Genomic DNA, 17,763 nt, shown 5'->3' on the forward strand with positions numbered 1-17,763 from the left:
TTGTCGTTGAAGTCGGCGGCCTGGTCGTCGACGATCTCGATGCCGGCCTGGCGGCACTTGTCCTGCAGGATGCGGACGGTGTCCGCACGGCGCTGCACCGTCTTGTGGCCCAGCTTGAAGGACGCGCGGTACTCGCCCTTGGTGAAGATGCCGTCGCCGCCCTGCTTCCAGCCGGCGTCCTCCAGGGTCTTCTTCGACGCCGCGACGTCACCCTTGCCCAGGTCCGTGTAGTGGTCCTCGTAGCCCACCTCGTTGGGCATGAACGTGAACGAGCCCAGCGGCTTCGCGTTCTCGTCCACGTCCTTGACCAGCTTCTCGACCAGGTCGTCGCGGTCGAAGCACTGGGCGACCGCCAGGCGCAGTTCCTTGTTGTTCTTGAACAGCGGACGCGCCATGTTGAAGTCGACGTGCTCGTAGGTCTGGCCACCGGCCGCGTACACGGCGAACGCGCTGTCGCCGCGCAACTGCTGCGCCACCGCCGCCTCGGCCTGCGGCGCGATCACGACGACTTCCTTGTTCTGCAACTGCTGGGCAGCCGACTGCGCGTCGGTGTTGGTCTTCAGCACGACCTTCGCGGCGGACGGCTTCTCGCCCCACCACTTCGGGTTGCGCACGACGACCGTCTGGTCCTTCAGGTCAGAGGACTCGATCAGGTACGGCCCGCCCGACAGCGCCACCGACGCGTCGAAGCCCAGCCAGCCCTTCGTGTAGAACTCGGCGACCTTCTTGACGGTCTCGTCGTTCTGCGCCGGCAGCACCTTGGTGATGTCCGCGACGCCGGTCTTCTCCTCCAGCACGTGCGCGGGCAGGAGGCTGTCACCGCCCGGCTGGGAGAACAGCGCGCGGTAGTCCGCGAACGGCTTGTCCTTGAAGAACGACGTGGTGATCGTCTTGTCGTCGTCCGAGCACTCGAGCTTCTCGATGTTCTCGTAGCCCGTGGGCGAGGTGTCGAAGATCGTGGCCTCCGAGCCGTCCTCGCCCTTCACCGTCGCCTTGCTGGTCGCGGCCAGCCACTTGAGGTAGAAGTCGTCGCAGTCGATCGGCTTGCCGTCCGACCACACCGCCGCCTTGTTGACCTTCCACTCGATGACCTGCGGGTCGGTCGAGGTGACCTTGATCGACTCCATCAGGTCGCCGTCGATCTTGATGACGAACTTGCCGTCGATCAGGTCGGTGATGTAAGGCGAAGGCTGCACGTTCGACAACACGGTGGTGTTGGCGAAGTTGTTGGACGCCCCGAGGTTGTTGTTGTAGTCGTGGAAGCCCTCGTCGACGGTGATGGCGATGTCACCGATGTCGTCGACCTTGGGACGCTTGAACAGCTCGTCCTGACCACCGATCTTGCCGGGGTCGGAGTTCTGCATCGGGCCCTGGCCCGCCGACCCGTCGTTGCCGCTGCCGCACGCCCCGACCAGCAGCGTGGCGCACGCGAGCAGCGCGAACGCCGGTACCGCCTTAGACCGCCTCATTGAATCTGCACCCTCCCCGAGCCGACTCCGCCGCGCACAACCGAATTACCGCGAGCCGGCTACGAACTACCCAAGTAAACGAGCCGACCATATCACCGGACCGCGCGGCGCATTCGCCGCAGAGGACCGCGCAGAGCCGACCGGACAGGTACCGTACGTTACCGCTGGAACATACGCGCAGGTGACGAGGGTCACGAGGTCGCGGTCGAGTAGTTGACCGACAACTGTCAGGCAACGATGTTCGGTCATTCCCCGACGATCCCGGACAACACTCGTGGGTGTGTCACCCCGCCGGGCGACACCGGTTCGCGCACGTCTCCCGGCGACTCACGCACCCGTCCGCGCACGGAATTGCCCACGCCGACCGACCGCCATTGTGATGTGCCACACCACTCCCGAGGGAATTCACTTGACTGCGAATTCCCCCGTTCCGGTGCGTCGTACTCCGGCGCGCGGCACGCGGTGACCGCACCAACGCGGAGTGCCCGCCGACGAACGCCCGCCGGCACCAACGGGTGATCGACCGGTTGTCGGCACGGCGTGCTCGGCGCGGTTCGGCGTCGAGGTGGAATGCGCCGGATTCCCGGCCCCGCAGGGCGTTGCGACCAGCGGCGCGGCCGGAACGGATCGTGCGGGCGGGGAATTGCGGTCCGGTTCGCGCGGGCGCTCGGCAGGATTGCGGCACCGAACTCGGCGACGCGGAAGGGGGCGTGCGGTGGACCAGGCGCGCGCGGTGATCAAGGCGGTCCGGGGTGCGTGGTCGGCGCTCGGTGAGCCGCTGTACGTGCCGGCCGGCCACTTCTACTCGCCGGTGCCAGGGCGGCACGACGTCGCGCGGGCCGTCGGCGTCGACCGGGCCGCCCGGTCGCTGCCCGGGATCGACCTGCGCGAGCAGGCGCAGCGGGAACTGGCCGCCGACCTCGCACCGCGCTGGGCCGACGTGCCCACCGGTCGGCACCCGGACTGGCGCTACCGACCCGACAACGAGATGTTCGGCTTCGCCGACGCCGCGCTCTGCTACTCGGTGCTCGCCCACCTGCGCCCCCGCCGGGTGGTCGAGGTCGGCTCGGGCTTCTCCTCGGCGATCGCGCTGGACGCCGCCGACCGCCACGCGCCCGGGTGCTCCTTCCTGTTCGTCGAGCCCTACCCGGACCGCCTGCTCGGCCTGCTCGACCAGTCCGACCGGCGGTGGGAGCTGCTGCGCAGCCCCGTGCAGGACGTGCCGCTCGACGTGTACGACGACCTCGGGGACGGCGACGTCCTGTTCATCGACTCGACGCACGTGAGCAAGGCGGGCAGCGACGTCAACCACCTCTTCTTCGAGGTGCTGCCCCGCCTCGCGCCGGGGGTGGTGGTGCACGTCCACGACATCTTCTGGCCGTTCGAGTACCCGGTGGGGTGGCTGGAGGAAGGGCGGGGCTGGACGGAGAACTACCTGCTGCGGGCGTTCCTGTCCTACAACTCGGCGTTCGAGGTGCTGCTGTTCGCGTCGTGGCTGTGGACGGCGGAACGCGATTTCGTCCGCACGCACCTCCCCCACGCCGTCGACCAGTCCCCCGGCAGCATCTGGCTGCGCAAGACCGGGTCCTGACGACGGCGGGCCGGTCGGCACCGGGCGAACCCGCCGTCTTCGGTGCGGGCACCCGGACCCGTCGCACCGCCGGCCGGGCGGTGGGCGACCCGATCGGCCCAGCGGGTGCCGTCGTCCGCGGTACGTGCGGTGAGCACGCCGGGACCGTTCGGGTGCCGTGGCCCGGACACCTCCGTGACCGATTATCCGTTGTGGCACAGTGAATCCGGCGGACGTCCGGGGTGCCGGCGCGGGAGGGCAGATGGCTGATCTCATCGAGCGGGTGCGCGCGCTGGTCCCGGCGTTGCGGGCCAACGCGACGCGGTGCACCGCCGAGCACCGGGTGCCGCTGGAGAACCTGGAGGCGTTGCGCGAGACCGGCCTGTACCGGGCGGGGCTGCCCCTGCACGCGGGCGGGACCGCGTGCGACCTGCGGACCAAGTTCGACGCCCTGGTCGAGGTGGCGCGGGGGTGCGGTTCCACCGCGTGGGTCTCGGCGATCTACACCGACGTCGGCTTCCTGCTGACCAAGTTCCCCGACGACGTGCAGGACGAGGTCTACGCCGACCCGGACGCGTTCCACTGCGGCACGCTCGCGCTGCCCGGCCGGGCGGTGGCCGTCGACGGCGGGTACCTGGTCTCCGGGCGCTGGCCGTTCAACAGCGGCTGCCTGGACGCGTCCTTCCTGGTGCAGCCGGCCCTGGTGGAGGGTGGCGAGCTGACCCACTTCGTGTTCCCCCGGGGCGCGCTGACCATCGAGGACGACTGGCACGTGAGCGGCCTGGAGGGCACCGGCAGCCACTCGGTGTCGGGCCAGGACGTGTTCGTGGCGGACCGGTGCGCGATCCCGACCGCGCGGCTGCTCGACCAGGAGCACCGCAGCGCGCGCAACGCCGACTCGTCCTACCACCGGCACCCGCCGATCACCTACCTGCTCACCAGCGCCGTGGCGCCGTTCGTGGGCATGGCGGAGCACGCCTACGAGTTCTACCTGGAACGCCTGCCCGACCGGGGCCAGGTCGCCTACACCGGCTACAGCCACCACCGCGACGCCGCGATCACCCACCTGCACGTGGCGGAGGCGCGGATGAAGATCGACTCCGCGCGGCTGCTCGCCGAGCGGGCCTGCTCGCTGCTGGACGAGCGGGTCGCGGCCGGTGCGGTGAGCGGGCCCGAGGTGCTGGCCGAGGTGTGGGGGCTGACGGTGTACGCGTCGAAGCTGAGCACCGAGGCGGTCGAGCTGCTGCGGCTGGCCTCGGGCGCGTCGGGCATCGCGACCCGGTTCCCCCTGCACCAGGTGTCGCGGGACATCAACGCCCTGGCCACGCACGCGCTCATGGTGCCGTCGACCGGGATGGAGCACTACGGCCGCTCGCTGTGCGGGGTGGAACCGACCACCATGCTCCTGCGGTGACCGGTTCTCGCCCGAACGGGCACCTCGCCCGCGCCCGGCGGCCTACGGTGGGGGGATGAGCGATCTGCCGGACACGTTCGACGACGCGTTCTCGGTCGTCGAGCAGTCGGAGTGGCTGCGGAAGGTGTTCCCGTCCGTGGTCGACGCGGAGCTGCCGGGAGAGGTCGAGCCGTTCTCGTTCGTGCCGGCCGCCGGGTTGGCGGAGGTCGCGGCGGCGGTGCGGGTCGGTCCCGGCGGGCTGCTGGTCGACCTGGCGTGCGGGCGCGGCGGGCCGGGGCTGTGGGTGGCGCGGCGGCTCGGTGCCCGGCTGCGCGGGGTCGACGCGTCCCCGGTCGCGGTGGCCGCCGCGACCCGGCGGCGCGCGCTGTTCGGGCCGGGCCTGGACGCGCGGTTCGCGGTCGGCGACCTGGCGGGCACCGGGCTGGACGACGGCGTGGCCGACGCGGTGGTGTGCGTCGACGCCTTCCAGTTCTCCGAGGACCACGACCCGGTCGTCCGCGAGCTGCGGCGGGTGCTGCGGCCCGGCGGGCGGCTGGCGCTGACCTGCTGGGAGTCCCGGGACCTCGGCGACTCAGCCGTGCCCGCCCGGTTCGCCGGCCTGCGGTGCGGGGAGCTGCTGCGGCGCGGTGGTCTCGCCGACGTCGAGGTGGTCGAGCGGCCCGGCTGGGAGCAGCGCCGCCGGGCCGCCTACGAGGCGGCGCTCGCGGCCGGACCGTCCGACGACGCCGGGTTGGCGCTGATGCGCGAGGAGGCCCGGTCCGCCCTCGGCTCCCTGCCCCGGCTCAGGCGGGTGCTGGTCACGGCCACCAACCCCGCCTGACCGCTCGGGGTCAGTGCCCCCGGAACGCCTCCTCCAGCCACCACGCGGCGCGGTCGGTGGTGACCTTGGCGTCGATCAGCAGCGGGGTGTCGCGCGGGCCGTCCAGCCACCGGGTCAGGCCCGCGAGGTCGTCGCGGCGGCGCACGGTCAGCGCGGCGCAGCCGAACCCCCGGCCGAGGGCGGCGAAGTCGGTGTCGGGGAACCGCACGGTGTCCAGCGGGTGCCCGGCCGGGCCGAAGTGGTGGACCTCGGCGCCGTAGCCGCTGTCGTTGTACACCACGACGACCATCGGCAGGCCGAGCCGGACGACGGTCTCCAGCTCGGCCACGCCCATCAGGCCGCCGCCGTCGCCCAGCGCCGCGACGGGCAGCCGGTCGGGCCGGGCCAGCGCCGCGCCGATGGTGGTGGCCAGGCCGAGGCCGATCGACTGGAACGCCTGGGTGAAGCAGAAGCCGCGCTCGTCGGGCACCGACAGGTACGCGCTCGGGTAGCCCATGAAGTTGCCGGAGTCCACGCCGAGCACCCGCTCGGCGGGCAGCAGGTCGTCCAGCCGGACCGACAGCGCGCGCGGGTCGATCCGGTCCGCTCCGGACCCGTCGGCGAACGGGACGTCGCGCCAGCGGACCGCGGCGGCGATCCGCGACGCCAGCTCGGGCGAGCGGTAGCCGGGCGTCCCGTCCACCCGCACTGCGTCGGCGACGGCCCGCACGTCGCCGACCACGCCCACGTCGACGGGGCGGTGCGCGCCCAGCGCGTCGGCGTCCAGGTCCACCTGGGCGACGGTGGCACCGGGCCCGACCAGCGCGCCGTGCCGCAGGGTCCACCCGTTCAGCGCGCACCCCCAGCCGACCACGAGGTCCGCGCCGGCGATCAGCTCGGCGGCGAGCGGGCTGGCGAACCCGCCGGAGATGCCCAGCGACCACGGGTTGCCGGCGAACAGCCCGTTGGCCACGGCCGAGGTCGCCAGCAGCGCACCGCACCGCGCGGCGAGCCGTTCGAGCCCGGCGCGGGCGTGCCGGGCGCCCCGGCCCGCGATGAACACCGGCCGGCGGGCCGAGGCGATGGCCTCGGCGAGCGCGTCCACCCCAGCGGGAGGATCGAGCACGGGAGGATCGAGCACTGAACGGTCGAGCGCAGAGGAGGCCGAAGGGGCGGGCTCGGACTGCCGGTCCAGCGGCAGGTTGAGCACGACGGTCCGCCGCTCGTGCGTCGCGCGCCGGACCGCCCGCACCACGGTGTCCACGGCGGTCGACGCGGACGTGACCCGCTCGCTGACCGCGCCGACCGCCGTGGCCAGGGCGGTCTGGTCCACGAAGAAGTTCGAGCGCGGCGAGGTCACCTCGGCGGCGAGCACCACCAGCGGCGTCCGGCTCTTGGCGGCCTCGGTGATGCCCGTCATCGCGTTGGTCAGGCCGCAACCCTGGTGCACCGACAGCACCCCGAGCCGGCCGCTGGTCCGCGCGTAGGCGTCCGCCATGGTGGCCGCGCCGCCCTCGTGCCGGGCGGCGACGTACCGCGCGCCGCCGGCGACCAGGGCGTTGGTGACGTGGAAGTTCCCGCTGCCGACCACGCCGAAGACGTGGTCGGCACCGAGGTCGGCCAGCGCGCGGCCGACGGCGTCCGCGACGGTCACCGCTCGACCAGCGCCAGCACCCGGGTGGGGCTGCCCGAGCCGCCGACGATCGGCAGCGGCCCGGTGAGCACCACGGCGCCGGTCGGCGGCAGCAGCGCGAGGTTGCGCAGCTGGGTCAGGCCGTACTTGCCCGCGCCCAGCAGGTAGGAGTGGCAGGGGAAGGCGGGCTCGAACGAGTGCGCCGCACCCGCGTCCGTGCCCACGGTCTCCACGCCGACGCCGATGACCGGCGTCTCCTCGGCCAGCCAGCGGGCGCACTCCGGCGAGATGCCGGGGCTGTGCCCGCCGTTGACGAAGTCCTCCTGGCTCTCGCCGCGCGCGTCCCAGCCGGTCCGGTAGAGCAGCCAGCCGCCCTCCGGCAGCGGGCCGTGCTCGTCCTGCCACTGCCGCACGTGCGCGATCTCCAGCAGGAAGTCCGGGTCCTGCGCGGCGTGCCCGGCGAAGTCCAGCACGGCGGCGGGCGCGACGAACTTCGCCGGGTCGACCTGCGACACGTCCTCGCCGTCCCGGGCGGTGGCCCAGTGCACCGGGGCGTCGAAGTGGGTGCCGGTGTGCTCGCCGGTGTGGATGTCGTTCCAGTACCAGGCGGGTCCCCGGTCGTCGTAGCGGCTGATCTCCTCCAGCCGGAACGGGATGGTGTTGGCGAACGGCGCGGGCAGTTGCAGCAGCGGGGTGCCGGGGTGCAGCGGGGCGGTCAGGTCGACGACCTCGACCCTCCCCGAACCGAGCGCGCCGAGCAGGTCGGACAGAACCGACATGGGCCTCTCCCCTCTCAGGGGCTGTGGGGCGCGGCACCCCGCCGGCGGCGGTCCGCGCCAGGGCGTCGAACGGCACTTCGGCGCGAAGGGTACTGGTCGCCGCGCCGGGCGACGGGTCACGCGGGGCTGTTCTCCGACGGGCTGCCGGCGGGCTCGAACACCCCGAGCAGGCGCAGGTAGCCGTCCTCGCCGAGGTTCTCCACGAGGTGGTGGACGCCGGCCGGGAGGTAGAAGCACGAGCCCGCGCCGATTTCCGAGGTCACGCCCGCGATCTCGACCTGGCCGGTCCCGGACAGCACGAACACCATCTCGCTGTACGGGTGGAAGTGCATGGGCGTGCGCAGGGTCGGGATGTAGCCGACGAACTGGGTGACACCCGAGCACCCGCTGTCGGGGTCGAACAGGGTCTGGAACTCGCGGTCGCTCACCGCGTCCTGCTTGACCTGGTCGGCGAGGTCGATCCACGGCCGGGGCGCGGCGCACGCCACGTCGGGCCGCTGCCGCGCCGTCACCGACACGAGCACGACCTCGTCGTCGGTGGCGATCTCGTAGGACGACTCGCCGACGACGAGCAGCGCGAGTTCGGGGCGCAGCTCGTGGCTCTCCCCGTCCACGTGCAGGGTGCCGGTGCCGGAGAGCACGAACAGCGCCTCCAGCCGGTCCGCGCCGGGCGAGCGCGGCTTCGAGCGGCCGGCGCGCGCGTGGTAGACCGCCTGCCGCAGCCCGTTCGCGTCGTCGCGGTGGGTCTCGCGGACGTCCACCGTGTCACCGTCCGCGCGGGACGGTCGGACCTGCTCGTAGTGGAAGACCTCGCTCACGATTCGACCTCGACTCTCAGGGTGACATCGGCGTTGTAGAGCAGCCTTACCGGACAGGTGCGCTCGGCCTGCTCCGCCATCGCGCGCACGGCGTCCTCCGCGACGCCCGGGGCGCGCACCGTGCAGGACAGCTCGACGGTGGGGATGCGGAAGCCCTCGGGCGTCTGCACCAGGTGGACGACGGCGACCGCGTCGACCGCGTCGAGCGGCGTGCCGGCCTCCTCGGCCAGGTTGGCCAGCGACATCGAGAAGCAGCCGGCCAGCGCGGAGCCGAGCAGCTCCTCGGGGTTGGTGGCGGGCTCGTCGCCGACCCTGCTGCGCAGGCTGAACGGCAGGGACGCGCCGCGCCTGCCGAGGTCGAGCGTCCCGCTCCCGGTGGACGCCGGACCGCGCCAGCTCGCGCGGGAGGACTTGCGGATGTGCAGCACGGTGGCTCCTCAGCCGTTCGCGCGGTGGTCGGCGATCGCCGAGCACACCGCGTCCACATCGGACTCGTCGTTGAAGTAGTGGAAAGCCAGGCGCAGCACCGGACCGCGCGGTGCGGCGGCGATGCGGCGGGTGGACAGCCAGGCGGCCAGGGCGTTCGGGTCCTGGTCGACCAACGCCACCTGGGGCCCGGCGTGCGCGGGGTCGCGAGGTGCCCAGACCTGCTCGCCGGCGGCGCGCAGCCGCTCGGTGGCCAGGGCCGCCAGCTCGCCCACGTGCCGCTGCACGTCGTGCAGGTCGACCCGGGACAGCAGCCGCATCCCGGCGTTGGCGGCGTAGACGGACGGGATGCCGGGGGTGCCGGTCTCGAACCGGCGGGCCTCGGTCGGGTAGTCGACCGTGCGGGGGTCGAACCGGAACGGGTCGACCCGGCCGAACCAGCCGGTGAGCTGCGGCGGCAGGTCGTCGGCGAGGCCGCCCCGGGCGTAGAGGAACGCGACGCCGGGCAGCCCGAGCAGGTACTTGAGCGCGCCGGAGACGAGGTAGTCGCAGTCGAGCGCGCGGACGTCCACCGGGAGCACCCCGGCGGCCTGGTAGGCGTCGACGAACACCCGCGCGCCGACCTCGTGCGCCTTGTCGACGGCCTCGCGGACCGGCAGCCGCGCCCCGTTGCGGTAGGACGCGATCGGCACCGACACCAGACCGGTGCGCTCGTCGATCGCGGCCAGCAGCTCGTCGGTGTCCACGGCGGCGCCGCGCTCGGGCACGTGCGTGACGCGCGCGCCGCGCGCCGCCTGGGCGAGCCAGACGTGCCCCACGGAGGGGAACTCCATGTCGGTGGTCACGACGCCCGGCCGCGCGGACCAGTCCTTTGTGGACGCGACCTGGTAGGCGCCGTCCGAGGCGCAGTGCACCACGGCGACCTCGTCGGGCCGGGCGTTGATCAGCGCGGCGAACCGCTGCCGCGCCTGGTCGACCTCGGCCATCCAGAGGTCCCACGGCGCGGCGTGCTCGCGCATGGTGAAGGTCATCTCGGACAGTGCGGTCAGCAGTTCGCCGGACAGCGCCCCCTGGCTGCAACTGGCCAGGTGCACGGTGTCGGCCAGGACGGGGAAGCACTCCCGGAACTGGCGGCTGGTGAGTTTCACTGACATGACACCTCAACATTTTTAGTGTGACTAAACGATGGTAAGTAGCCTTTCCACACGGCGTCAAGGCGTCGCGGGTGACGACCTGCCTGAAGCTTTTTAGGCACGCTGAAGACGGCCCCTACCACCCCCGGAGCGCGGCCGGGGGTGGCGGGGTGCGACGGGTGACCGGGGATCAGTAGCTGGGCGGCGTCACCGACAGCAGGAAGCGCACCGGCTTGGTGGTCTCGTTGAGGTACCGGTGCGGCAGGCGGGAGTCGAAGCTGCCGCTGTCACCGGGCTTCAGCTCGTACCGCTCGCCGTCCACCTCCAGCACCAGCCGCCCGGTGAGCACCACGACGCACTCGTCGGACGGGTGGCTCCAGCCGGTCTCGGAGGACGCCGCGCCCGCTTCGAGCAGGCCCTCCAGCACCTCGATCTTGCCCGAGCCCGCCGACACCCGCTGGTAGACCAGCCCGCCCTGCGGCGACCGGATGTCCATGCGGCGGTCCTTGCGCACCACCGCGACCCGCTCCAGGTCGGTGTCCTGGAAGAGGTTGAACACCGGGGTGTCCAGCGCCCGCGCGATCCGCCGGACCGTCTCCAGGCTGGGGTCGGTGATCCCGCGCTCGACCTGGCTGATCAACCCGACCGACACGTCGGCCGCCTTGGCCAGCTCGGTCGCCGTCATCGACCGCGCCGCGCGCAGCTCCCGGATCCGTTCACCCATCACGGCGTGTGCACTCCCTGTCGTAGTCGGTCCGGCGGAACTGTAGTCAACCCAGCGCCGGGAGCACCCGCTCGCCCAGCAGGCGGATCGCCGCCGCCGGGTCGGGGCCGAGCGGTCCGCCGATGCTGAGCTGGGTGACGCCCGCGTCGACCAGCCCGGCCAGCCGGGCGGCCACCTCGTCCGGGGTGCCGACCACGGCCAGGCGCAGCATGTCGTCGGTGACCAGCCGGGCCGCCGCCTCGACGCCGCCGTCCCGCATCGCCGCCGTGACCGGCGCGAAGTCGTCCGGGCCGAGGCCCGCCACGGCCAACTCCCGCTCCGACAGGTACGGCCCGAAGAACGCGATCGTCGGCCGGATCAGGTCGCCCGCCTCGGCCGGGTCGTCGGCCACCGACACCCAGACGCAGCCCGCCACGTCCACTTCGGACGGGTCGCGGCCCGCCGCCCCCGCGCCCGCGCGCACCCAGCCGACCACCTCCGGCGCGGTCTCCGGCGGGAACAGGATCGGCAGCACGCCGTCGCCGTAGCCGCCGGCGGCGGTCAGGAACTCCTCGCCGTACGCGGTGACGTGCAGCGGGATCCGCCTGCGGTGCGGGGTGAACCCGAGCGCGCACCCCGGCGCCCACCGGAAGTGCTCGCCGTCGGTCGGCGCCTCCTCCCCCGCGATCAGCGCGCGGACCAGCCGGACCGCCTCCGCCGTGCGGGCCGGGGTGGACTTGCCGTCCAGGCCGAGCCTGGGCACCATCCCGTCGGTGTGCGCGCCGATGCCGACCAGCGCCCGACCGCCGGAGAGCAGGTCGAGCGTGCCGAGGTGGGCCGCGATCTCCGACGGGTCGACGGTCACCGGGTTCACGCCGAGCGCGCCGACGTGCACGCGCGTCGTGCGCAGCGCGGCGGCCGTGCACAGCGACCAGGTGTGCAGCATGAACGGGTCACTGGCGAACCACACCTGGTCGAACCCGGCCTCCTCGGCCGCGACGGCCAAGTCGACCAGCTCGGCCGGTCCGCCGACGAACTGGGTCAGTCGGATGCTGGTGACGACCACTTCTGACGCACCTTTCGCTTCTTCCCACCGGAAACCCGGGAGAGCCGGTCCCCGACGTCGTCGCCGAGGACGGTGAACGCGAGCACCACGAGCGCGATGGCCAGACCCGGGAACAGCGAGTACCACCAGGCGTCGAGCATGAACCCGAGCCCGTCGCTGGTCATCACCCCCCACTCCGGTGTCGGCGGCCGGGCGCCCAGGCCGAGGAACCCGAGCCCGGCGCTGGCCAGGATCACGAACCCCACGTCCGTGGTGGCCAGCACGACGACCGGCCCGATCGCGTTGGGCAGCACGTGCCGGAGCAGGATGCGCCGGGTGGGCACGCCCAGCACGACCGCGCTGTCGACGTAGGGCCGCCGCCGGACCGACACCACCTGCCCGCGCATCAGCCGCGCGTAGGAGGGCCACCACACCACCGCCAGCGCGATGGTGGTGTTGACCAGGCTGGGCTGCAACGCGACGACCACCACCATCGGCAGCAGGATGTAGGGCACGGACAGGAAGACGTCGGTGACCCGCATGACCACCTCGTCCACCCAGCCGCCCCGGAAGCCCGCGACCAGGCCGAGCCCGCCGCCCACCACCGTCGAGAACAGCACCACCGAGACGCCGATCGCCAGCGAGATGCCCGCGCCGTGCACGATCCGGCTGAGCAGGTCCCGGCCGTTGTTGTCGGTGCCGAACCAGTGGTCGGCCGAGGGCGGCAGCAGGCTCGCGCCGAGGTCGATGGCGTTGGGGTCGTAGGGGGCCAGCACGCCGGGGACGACCGCCATCACGACGGTCACCCCCAGCACCGCCAGGGCGACCGCGGTGGACGCCGGCCACCCGGCCAGGCCCGTCCGGCGGCGGATCCGCCGGGGCAGCACGGCCGTCACGACAGCCTCACCTTCGGGTCGAGCACCGCGTGCAGCACGTCGACCAGCAGGTTGACCACGAGGAACGCCACCGTCGCCACGAGCGTCACCCCCATCACGGAGTTGTAGTCCAGCACGGTGATCGACTCGTAGGCGTAGCGGCCGACGCCCGGCCACTTGAAGATCTTCTCCACCAGCACGGAACCGCCCAGCAGGTAGCCGAACGCGAGCCCGGTCACGGTGACCACCGGCATCATCGCGTTGCGCAGGGCGTGCACGTACACGACCCGGAACTCCGGCACGCCCTTCGCCCGCGCGGTCGCCACGTACGGTTCCGCCAGCGCCTCCAGCATCGACGCCCGGGTGGTCCGCATGACGCGGGCCAGCGTCGGCAGCGCCAGCGTGGTCGCGGGCAGCACCAGGTGGTGCAGCACGTCGAGCAGCCCCGCGCCGTCGCCGCGCAGGACCGCGTCCAGCGAGGCGAACCCGGTGATCGCCTCGGCCCCGGACGCCACGTCGGCCTGCCCCTCGCTGGGCAGCCAGCCGAGCTGCGCGTAGAAGACCACGACGAGCACGATGCCGACCCAGAAGACCGGGACCGCGACCCCGGCGAGGCTGAGCAGCCGGGCGAGGTGGTCGAGCACCCCGCCTCGCCGGGTGGCCGCGAGCACGCCGAGCGGGATGCCCAGGGCCAGGGCGACGACCAGCGACGCCACGGTCAGCTCGACGGTCGCGGGCAGCGTGTCGAGCAGGTTGGTCAGCACCGGCTGCTGGTTGGTCAGCGACTCGCCGAGGTCACCGCGCACCAGCCGCAGCAGGTACAGCCAGAACTGGGCGACCAGCGGCTGGTCCAGCCCCGCCTGCTCGCGGATGCGCTGCACGGCCTCCTCGCTCGCGTTCAGCCCGGCCAGCACCCGCGCCGGGTCGCCCGGCACGAGGTGGGTGAGCAGGAACGTGATCACGGAGACCGCGAGCACCAGCGGCACGGCGACCAGGACCCGGAGCACCACGAACCGGCCCATGGGCTAAGACCTCGGTCGCCCCGGGAGCCACAGGCCGCGCTCGACCGGCTCCCAGAAGTTCAGCGTGACGTTGTCGAGGAACGGCTCGTACGGGTCCACCTTCTTGTACTCGGCGTACGGCCCGGACCAGTCCTTGCGCCGCTCCTTGTAGGCGCGGCGCTCCTCCTCGGAGTGGTACTCGAACAACATCGTGTACCGGCCGGTCGGCGCGAGCGTGGGCTGGTCGACCTCGTGGTAGTAGGACGCGCCCTTCCACTCGGGGAACAGCTCCTCCCGGTGGTCGGCGACCCAGCGGAACCAGGTGCGCATCCCCTCGTGGTACTCGGCCGGGTCGACGCCGTCCCGGATCGTCCACGACTCGACCTCGATGATGCTGTTGTCCTCTGGCATCTCAACCCTTCCCGACGGTGAACAGGTCCGGCCGCGTCAGCGCGGACTCCTTGTAGTTGGTGACGTCCTTGCGCACCGCGCGCCGGTCGACGTCCTGGTAGAGCGGCAGCCACGGCGCGTCCTGGCTGATCCGGGCGGACGCCGCGAGCCAGTCCGCGTCCTGCGCGGCGCGGTCGGCCGACCCCCGTGCCCGGTCCAGCAGCGCGTCGACCTCGGCGTTGCGGTAGTGCGCGAGGTTGCCCTCCACGGAGCGGGACGCGCCGCCGTGCAGCTTGCCGTACAGCAGCGCGTCCGGGCTCGCGTAGTTCAGCGTGGACTTCCAGGAGAAGAACGGCAGCTCGCCCTTGCCGACCTTGTCGATGATGGTCGACAGCGGCAGCTCGCCGATCGCGCACTCGATGCCGACCTCCTTGAGGTTGGCCTGCATCACCTCGGCGATCTGCTTGAGCGTGCCGTACCCCGGCACGTAGGTGCTGTCGATCTTCAACCCGTTGGCGTGGCCCGCCGCCGCGAGCAGCTCCCTGGCCTTGGCGACGTCGCGCTTGTAGACCACGACGTCCTTGTTGTCGGCGTAGCCGTCCACCAGGCTGCCCGGGATCGGGCCGCGCAGCGGGATGCCGCTCTCCTTCACGACGTTGGCCATGATCGCGTCGTGGTCGATCGCGTAGCAGATGGCCTGCCGCACGCGGACGTCGTCGAAGGGCGCCTGCTCGGTCTGGAAGATCCAGTAGGTGATGTCGAGCAGCGGCGTGGCGGTGATGGTGACGTCGTCGCGCTGCGCGAGCCGCTCGATCAGGTTGGCGGGCAGGTTGCCGACCACGTCGAGGTCGCCGCGTTCCAGTTGCAGCGCGGCGGTCGACGGTTCGACCGGCGAGTTGAACAGCACCCCGGCCAGCTTCGGCCGGCCGCGCCAGTGGCTGTCCGACGCCTTCAGCTCGATGACCTGGTTGGGCGTCCAGCGGACGAACTGGAACGCGCCGCTGCCGGCCATGTTCCGCGCCAGGTACTTCGCCGCCGTCGGGTCGGCCTGGGTCTTGTTCGCCGCCACCACGGCCGGGTTGACCACCGAGCCGACCGCGTCCAGCGCGAGCGTGCGCAGGAACGGTGAGAACGGCGCGTCCAGCGTGATGACGACGGTCCCGGCGTCCTTGGCGACGATGTTGCCCGGCTGCACGTGGTCGACCAGCAGGTCGCTCGCGCCCTGCCCGACCTCCATCGTGCGGCGCAGCGAGGCGACCACGGCGGCGGCGTCGAGCGTGCTGCCGTCGGAGAACTTGACGCCCTGGCGCAGGTGGAAGGTGTGGCCGATGCCGTCGGGCGTGACCTCCCACCGCTCCGCGAGCCCCGCGGAGACGTCCTTGCCGTCCCCGGTCAGCTCCAGCAGCCGGTCGTAGACGTTGTGGATCACGATGCCGGAGTTGGACTCGCCGGTGGTGGCCGGGTCGAGCCCCTTCGGCTCGGCCGACAGCGCGTAGCGCAGCGTGCCGCCCGCGCCGGACCGGGTGGTCCGGGTGTCGCCGCAGGCGGAGGCGAACGGGACCAGCAGGGCGGCCCCTCCGGCCGCGCGCAGGAATCCCCGTCTGGAGAAGTGGTGGTGGTGACCGGTCACGGTTGTCCCTCCGAGGGGATGTGCGAGCGGCGGATCTGGGGGAAGAGGCAGGCTGCCGAGTGGCCCGGCGCGACGGCGGCCAGGTCGGGCAGGGCGGTGCCGCACTCCGGGCGGGCGTGCGGGCAGCGCGGGCGGAAGTGGCACCCCTCCGGTGGGTTCACCGGGCTGGGCGCCTCGCCGTCGAGCCGGGTCGGTGTGCCCGGGGTCAACGTGGGGATCGAGGCGAGCAGGGCTCGGGTGTAGGGGTGCGCCGGGGACTCGAAGACGTCCTGCGCGGTACCCGACTCGACGATCCGGCCGAGGTACATGACCGCGACCCGGTCCGCGATCTGGCGCACCACGGCCAGGTCGTGGCTGATGAAGACGTAGGCGATGCCGAGTTCGGCCTGCAACCGCCGCAGCAGCGCGATGATCTGGGCCTGCACCGAGACGTCGAGCGCCGACGTGGGCTCGTCGCAGATCAGCACCGCCGGGTGCGGGGCGAGGGCCCGCGCGATGGCGACCCGCTGCCGCTGCCCGCCGGAGAGCTGGCGCGGGTGGTGGCCCGCGAGGGCGGGGTCCAGGCCGACCCGCGCGAGCAATTCGGCCACGGCGGCGCGCGCGGACTCGACGCCGTCGGGCAGGCCGTGCACCTCGTAGGCCTCGCCGACGAGGTCGCCGACGCTCATCCTCGGGTTGAGCGAGGCGAACGGGTCCTGGAACACCATCTGGATCCGCTTGCGGGTGCGCCGGCGGCGGCGCTCGGGCATCCCGGCCAGGTCGAGGTCGTCGAGCAGCACCCGACCGGACGTCGGCTGTTCCAGGCACACCAGCGTCCTGGCCAACGTCGACTTGCCGCAGCCGGACTCGCCGACCAGGGCCAGCGTCTCGCCCCGGGCCAGCTCGAAGCTGACGTCGTGCACCGCGCGGACCGTGGCGCGCGTCCGTCCACTCCGGACCCGGTAGTGCTTGACGACGTTCTCGGCGCGCAGCAGCGGCTCAGCCACCGGCCACCTCCTCCGCGCGGTGGCACGACACCAGGGAGCCGTCCGGCAGGGCGCGCAGCACCGGCTGCTCCACCCGGCAGCGGTCGACGGCGAACCGGCAGCGCGCCGCGAACGCGCACCCGGTGGGCAGCGCGGCAGGGTCCGGCGGGGAGCCCGGGATCGAGCCGAGTTCCTCGACCCGCCGCTCCACCCTCGGCACCGACTCCAGCAGCGAGATCGTGTAGGGGTGGCGGGGCGCGCGGTAGAGCCGTTCCAGCGGGCCGGTCTCGACCACCTGACCGGCGTACATGACCGCGCCGCGCGACGCGACCTGCGCGGCGACGGCGAGGTCGTGCGTGATGAGCACGAGCGCGGTCCGGTACTCGCGGCGCAGTTCCTGGAGCAGCTCGATGATCTGCGCCTGCACGGTCACGTCGAGCGCCGTGGTCGGCTCGTCGGCGAGCAGCAGCTCGGGGCCGAGCGCGACGGCCATCGCGATCACCACCCGCTGGCGCATCCCGCCGGAGAGCTGGTGCGGGTACTCCCCCGCCCGCCGCCGCGCGTCGGGTATGCCGACCTTGGCGATGAGGTCCGCCGCCTGCTCGCGGGCCGCCTTCCTGGACGCGCCGCCGTGCACCCGGAACATCTCGGCGATCTGGTCGCCGACGGTGAACGACGGGTTCAGCGCGGTCTGCGCGTCCTGGAAGACCATGGCGATCTTGCTGCCGCACAGGGCGCGGCGGCGCTTGGCGGGCAGGGCGAGCACGTCCTCGCCCCGGTAGACGATCCGGCCGGCCACCTCGGCGCCCGGGTCGAGCAGGCCCATCACCGCGCGGGCGGTGGCCGTCTTGCCGCACCCGGACTCGCCCAGCACGGCCACGGATTCCCTGGCGGACAGGGAGAACGAGACGCCGCGCACGGCGGGCACCTCCCGTTGGCCGTGGAAGGTGACCCGGAGGTCCTCGATCGAGAGCAACGCGGTGTCGGAAGTGGACTCGCTCATGTCGCCTCCACCTTGCAGATTTCGGGAAGGCTAAATCCGTTTAGCCACACTGTCAACGGGTGCGCAAAGACCGGTGCCGCAACGGGACCGCCCTCGCGCGCGCGTCCTCC

Annotated in this window: 17 protein-coding genes; 3 read left to right on the forward strand and 14 right to left on the reverse strand. The window is 72.7% G+C overall.

Annotation, left to right across the window (positions count from 1 at the left end):
• The coding region (locus AB0I60_RS00005; protein WP_360724403.1) for an ABC transporter substrate-binding protein at positions 1 to 1,469 on the reverse strand (1,469 nt) is incomplete at its 3' end.
• A 715-nt stretch (positions 1,470 to 2,184) separates the two neighbouring features.
• Between AB0I60_RS00005 and AB0I60_RS00010 the strand changes: the two genes are divergently transcribed.
• The 3 genes from AB0I60_RS00010 (at position 2,185) to AB0I60_RS00020 (ending at position 5,273) form a co-directional block, all read left to right on the forward strand.
• Positions 2,185 to 3,060: a class I SAM-dependent methyltransferase gene (locus AB0I60_RS00010; protein ID WP_360724405.1), complete on the forward strand. Its 876-nt coding sequence runs from the start codon at positions 2,185 to 2,187 to the stop codon at positions 3,058 to 3,060.
• A gap of 241 nt (positions 3,061 to 3,301) precedes the next feature.
• On the forward strand, positions 3,302 to 4,453 hold the full coding sequence (locus AB0I60_RS00015; protein ID WP_360724407.1) for an acyl-CoA dehydrogenase family protein: 1,152 nt from the start codon (positions 3,302 to 3,304) through the stop codon (positions 4,451 to 4,453).
• 55 nt (positions 4,454 to 4,508) lie between these two features.
• Positions 4,509 to 5,273 (forward strand): class I SAM-dependent methyltransferase, encoded by a 765-nt coding sequence (locus tag AB0I60_RS00020; protein WP_360724409.1) that lies wholly within the window; start codon positions 4,509 to 4,511, stop codon positions 5,271 to 5,273.
• A gap of 10 nt (positions 5,274 to 5,283) precedes the next feature.
• On the opposite strand, the gene AB0I60_RS00025 is transcribed toward AB0I60_RS00020, so the two are convergent.
• The 13 genes from AB0I60_RS00025 to AB0I60_RS00085 all read right to left on the reverse strand — a co-directional run bounded on the left by AB0I60_RS00025 (position 5,284) and on the right by AB0I60_RS00085 (position 17,653).
• Positions 5,284 to 6,906, reverse strand: coding sequence for a thiamine pyrophosphate-binding protein (locus tag AB0I60_RS00025; protein ID WP_360724411.1), 1,623 nt, complete (start codon positions 6,904 to 6,906; stop codon positions 5,284 to 5,286).
• A complete protein-coding gene (locus AB0I60_RS00030; RefSeq protein WP_360724413.1) occupies positions 6,903 to 7,664 on the reverse strand; it encodes a cyclase family protein in 762 nt (253 codons plus the stop codon). Before AB0I60_RS00030 ends, AB0I60_RS00025 begins: the two co-directional genes overlap by 4 nt.
• Before the next feature lie 116 nt (positions 7,665 to 7,780).
• Positions 7,781 to 8,482 carry a cupin domain-containing protein gene (locus tag AB0I60_RS00035; RefSeq protein ID WP_360724415.1) on the reverse strand — a complete coding sequence of 234 codons (702 nt, stop codon included), beginning with the start codon at positions 8,480 to 8,482 and terminating at the stop codon, positions 7,781 to 7,783.
• A complete protein-coding gene (locus AB0I60_RS00040; protein ID WP_360724417.1) occupies positions 8,479 to 8,910 on the reverse strand; it encodes an OsmC family peroxiredoxin in 432 nt (143 codons plus the stop codon). Before AB0I60_RS00040 ends, AB0I60_RS00035 begins: the two co-directional genes overlap by 4 nt.
• Positions 8,911 to 8,919: 9 nt before the next feature.
• The gene (locus tag AB0I60_RS00045; RefSeq protein ID WP_360724419.1) at positions 8,920 to 10,062 is read right to left on the reverse strand and encodes an aminotransferase class V-fold PLP-dependent enzyme; all 1,143 of its coding nucleotides are present in this window, start codon (positions 10,060 to 10,062) and stop codon (positions 8,920 to 8,922) included.
• Between the two features lie 169 nt (positions 10,063 to 10,231).
• Positions 10,232 to 10,765: an XRE family transcriptional regulator gene (locus tag AB0I60_RS00050; RefSeq protein ID WP_360724421.1), complete on the reverse strand. Its 534-nt coding sequence runs from the start codon at positions 10,763 to 10,765 to the stop codon at positions 10,232 to 10,234.
• 46 nt (positions 10,766 to 10,811) lie between these two features.
• Complete coding sequence (locus tag AB0I60_RS00055; RefSeq protein ID WP_360724423.1) at positions 10,812 to 11,810, reverse strand: LLM class flavin-dependent oxidoreductase; 999 nt, start codon at positions 11,808 to 11,810, stop codon at positions 10,812 to 10,814.
• Positions 11,786 to 12,685, reverse strand: coding sequence for an ABC transporter permease (locus tag AB0I60_RS00060; protein WP_360724425.1), 900 nt, complete (start codon positions 12,683 to 12,685; stop codon positions 11,786 to 11,788). Before AB0I60_RS00060 ends, AB0I60_RS00055 begins: the two co-directional genes overlap by 25 nt.
• Positions 12,682 to 13,686: an ABC transporter permease gene (locus AB0I60_RS00065; RefSeq protein WP_360724427.1), complete on the reverse strand. Its 1,005-nt coding sequence runs from the start codon at positions 13,684 to 13,686 to the stop codon at positions 12,682 to 12,684. The genes AB0I60_RS00060 and AB0I60_RS00065 overlap by 4 nt, the downstream gene beginning before the upstream one ends.
• A 3-nt stretch (positions 13,687 to 13,689) precedes the next feature.
• On the reverse strand, positions 13,690 to 14,076 hold the full coding sequence (locus tag AB0I60_RS00070; protein WP_360724429.1) for a hypothetical protein: 387 nt from the start codon (positions 14,074 to 14,076) through the stop codon (positions 13,690 to 13,692).
• 1 nt (position 14,077) lies between these two features.
• Positions 14,078 to 15,685 (reverse strand): ABC transporter substrate-binding protein, encoded by a 1,608-nt coding sequence (locus AB0I60_RS00075; RefSeq protein ID WP_360724431.1) that lies wholly within the window; start codon positions 15,683 to 15,685, stop codon positions 14,078 to 14,080.
• Positions 15,682 to 16,671, reverse strand: a complete 990-nt coding sequence (locus AB0I60_RS00080) for an ABC transporter ATP-binding protein (protein WP_360724433.1) — start codon at positions 16,669 to 16,671, stop codon at positions 15,682 to 15,684. Before AB0I60_RS00080 ends, AB0I60_RS00075 begins: the two co-directional genes overlap by 4 nt.
• Positions 16,664 to 17,653, reverse strand: a complete 990-nt coding sequence (locus AB0I60_RS00085) for an ABC transporter ATP-binding protein (protein ID WP_360724435.1) — start codon at positions 17,651 to 17,653, stop codon at positions 16,664 to 16,666. Before AB0I60_RS00085 ends, AB0I60_RS00080 begins: the two co-directional genes overlap by 8 nt.
• Positions 17,654 to 17,763: the final 110 nt, after the last annotated feature.

The sequence above is a fragment of the Actinosynnema sp. NPDC050436 genome, assembly GCF_040655415.1.
GTDB lineage: Bacteria > Actinomycetota > Actinomycetes > Mycobacteriales > Pseudonocardiaceae > Actinosynnema.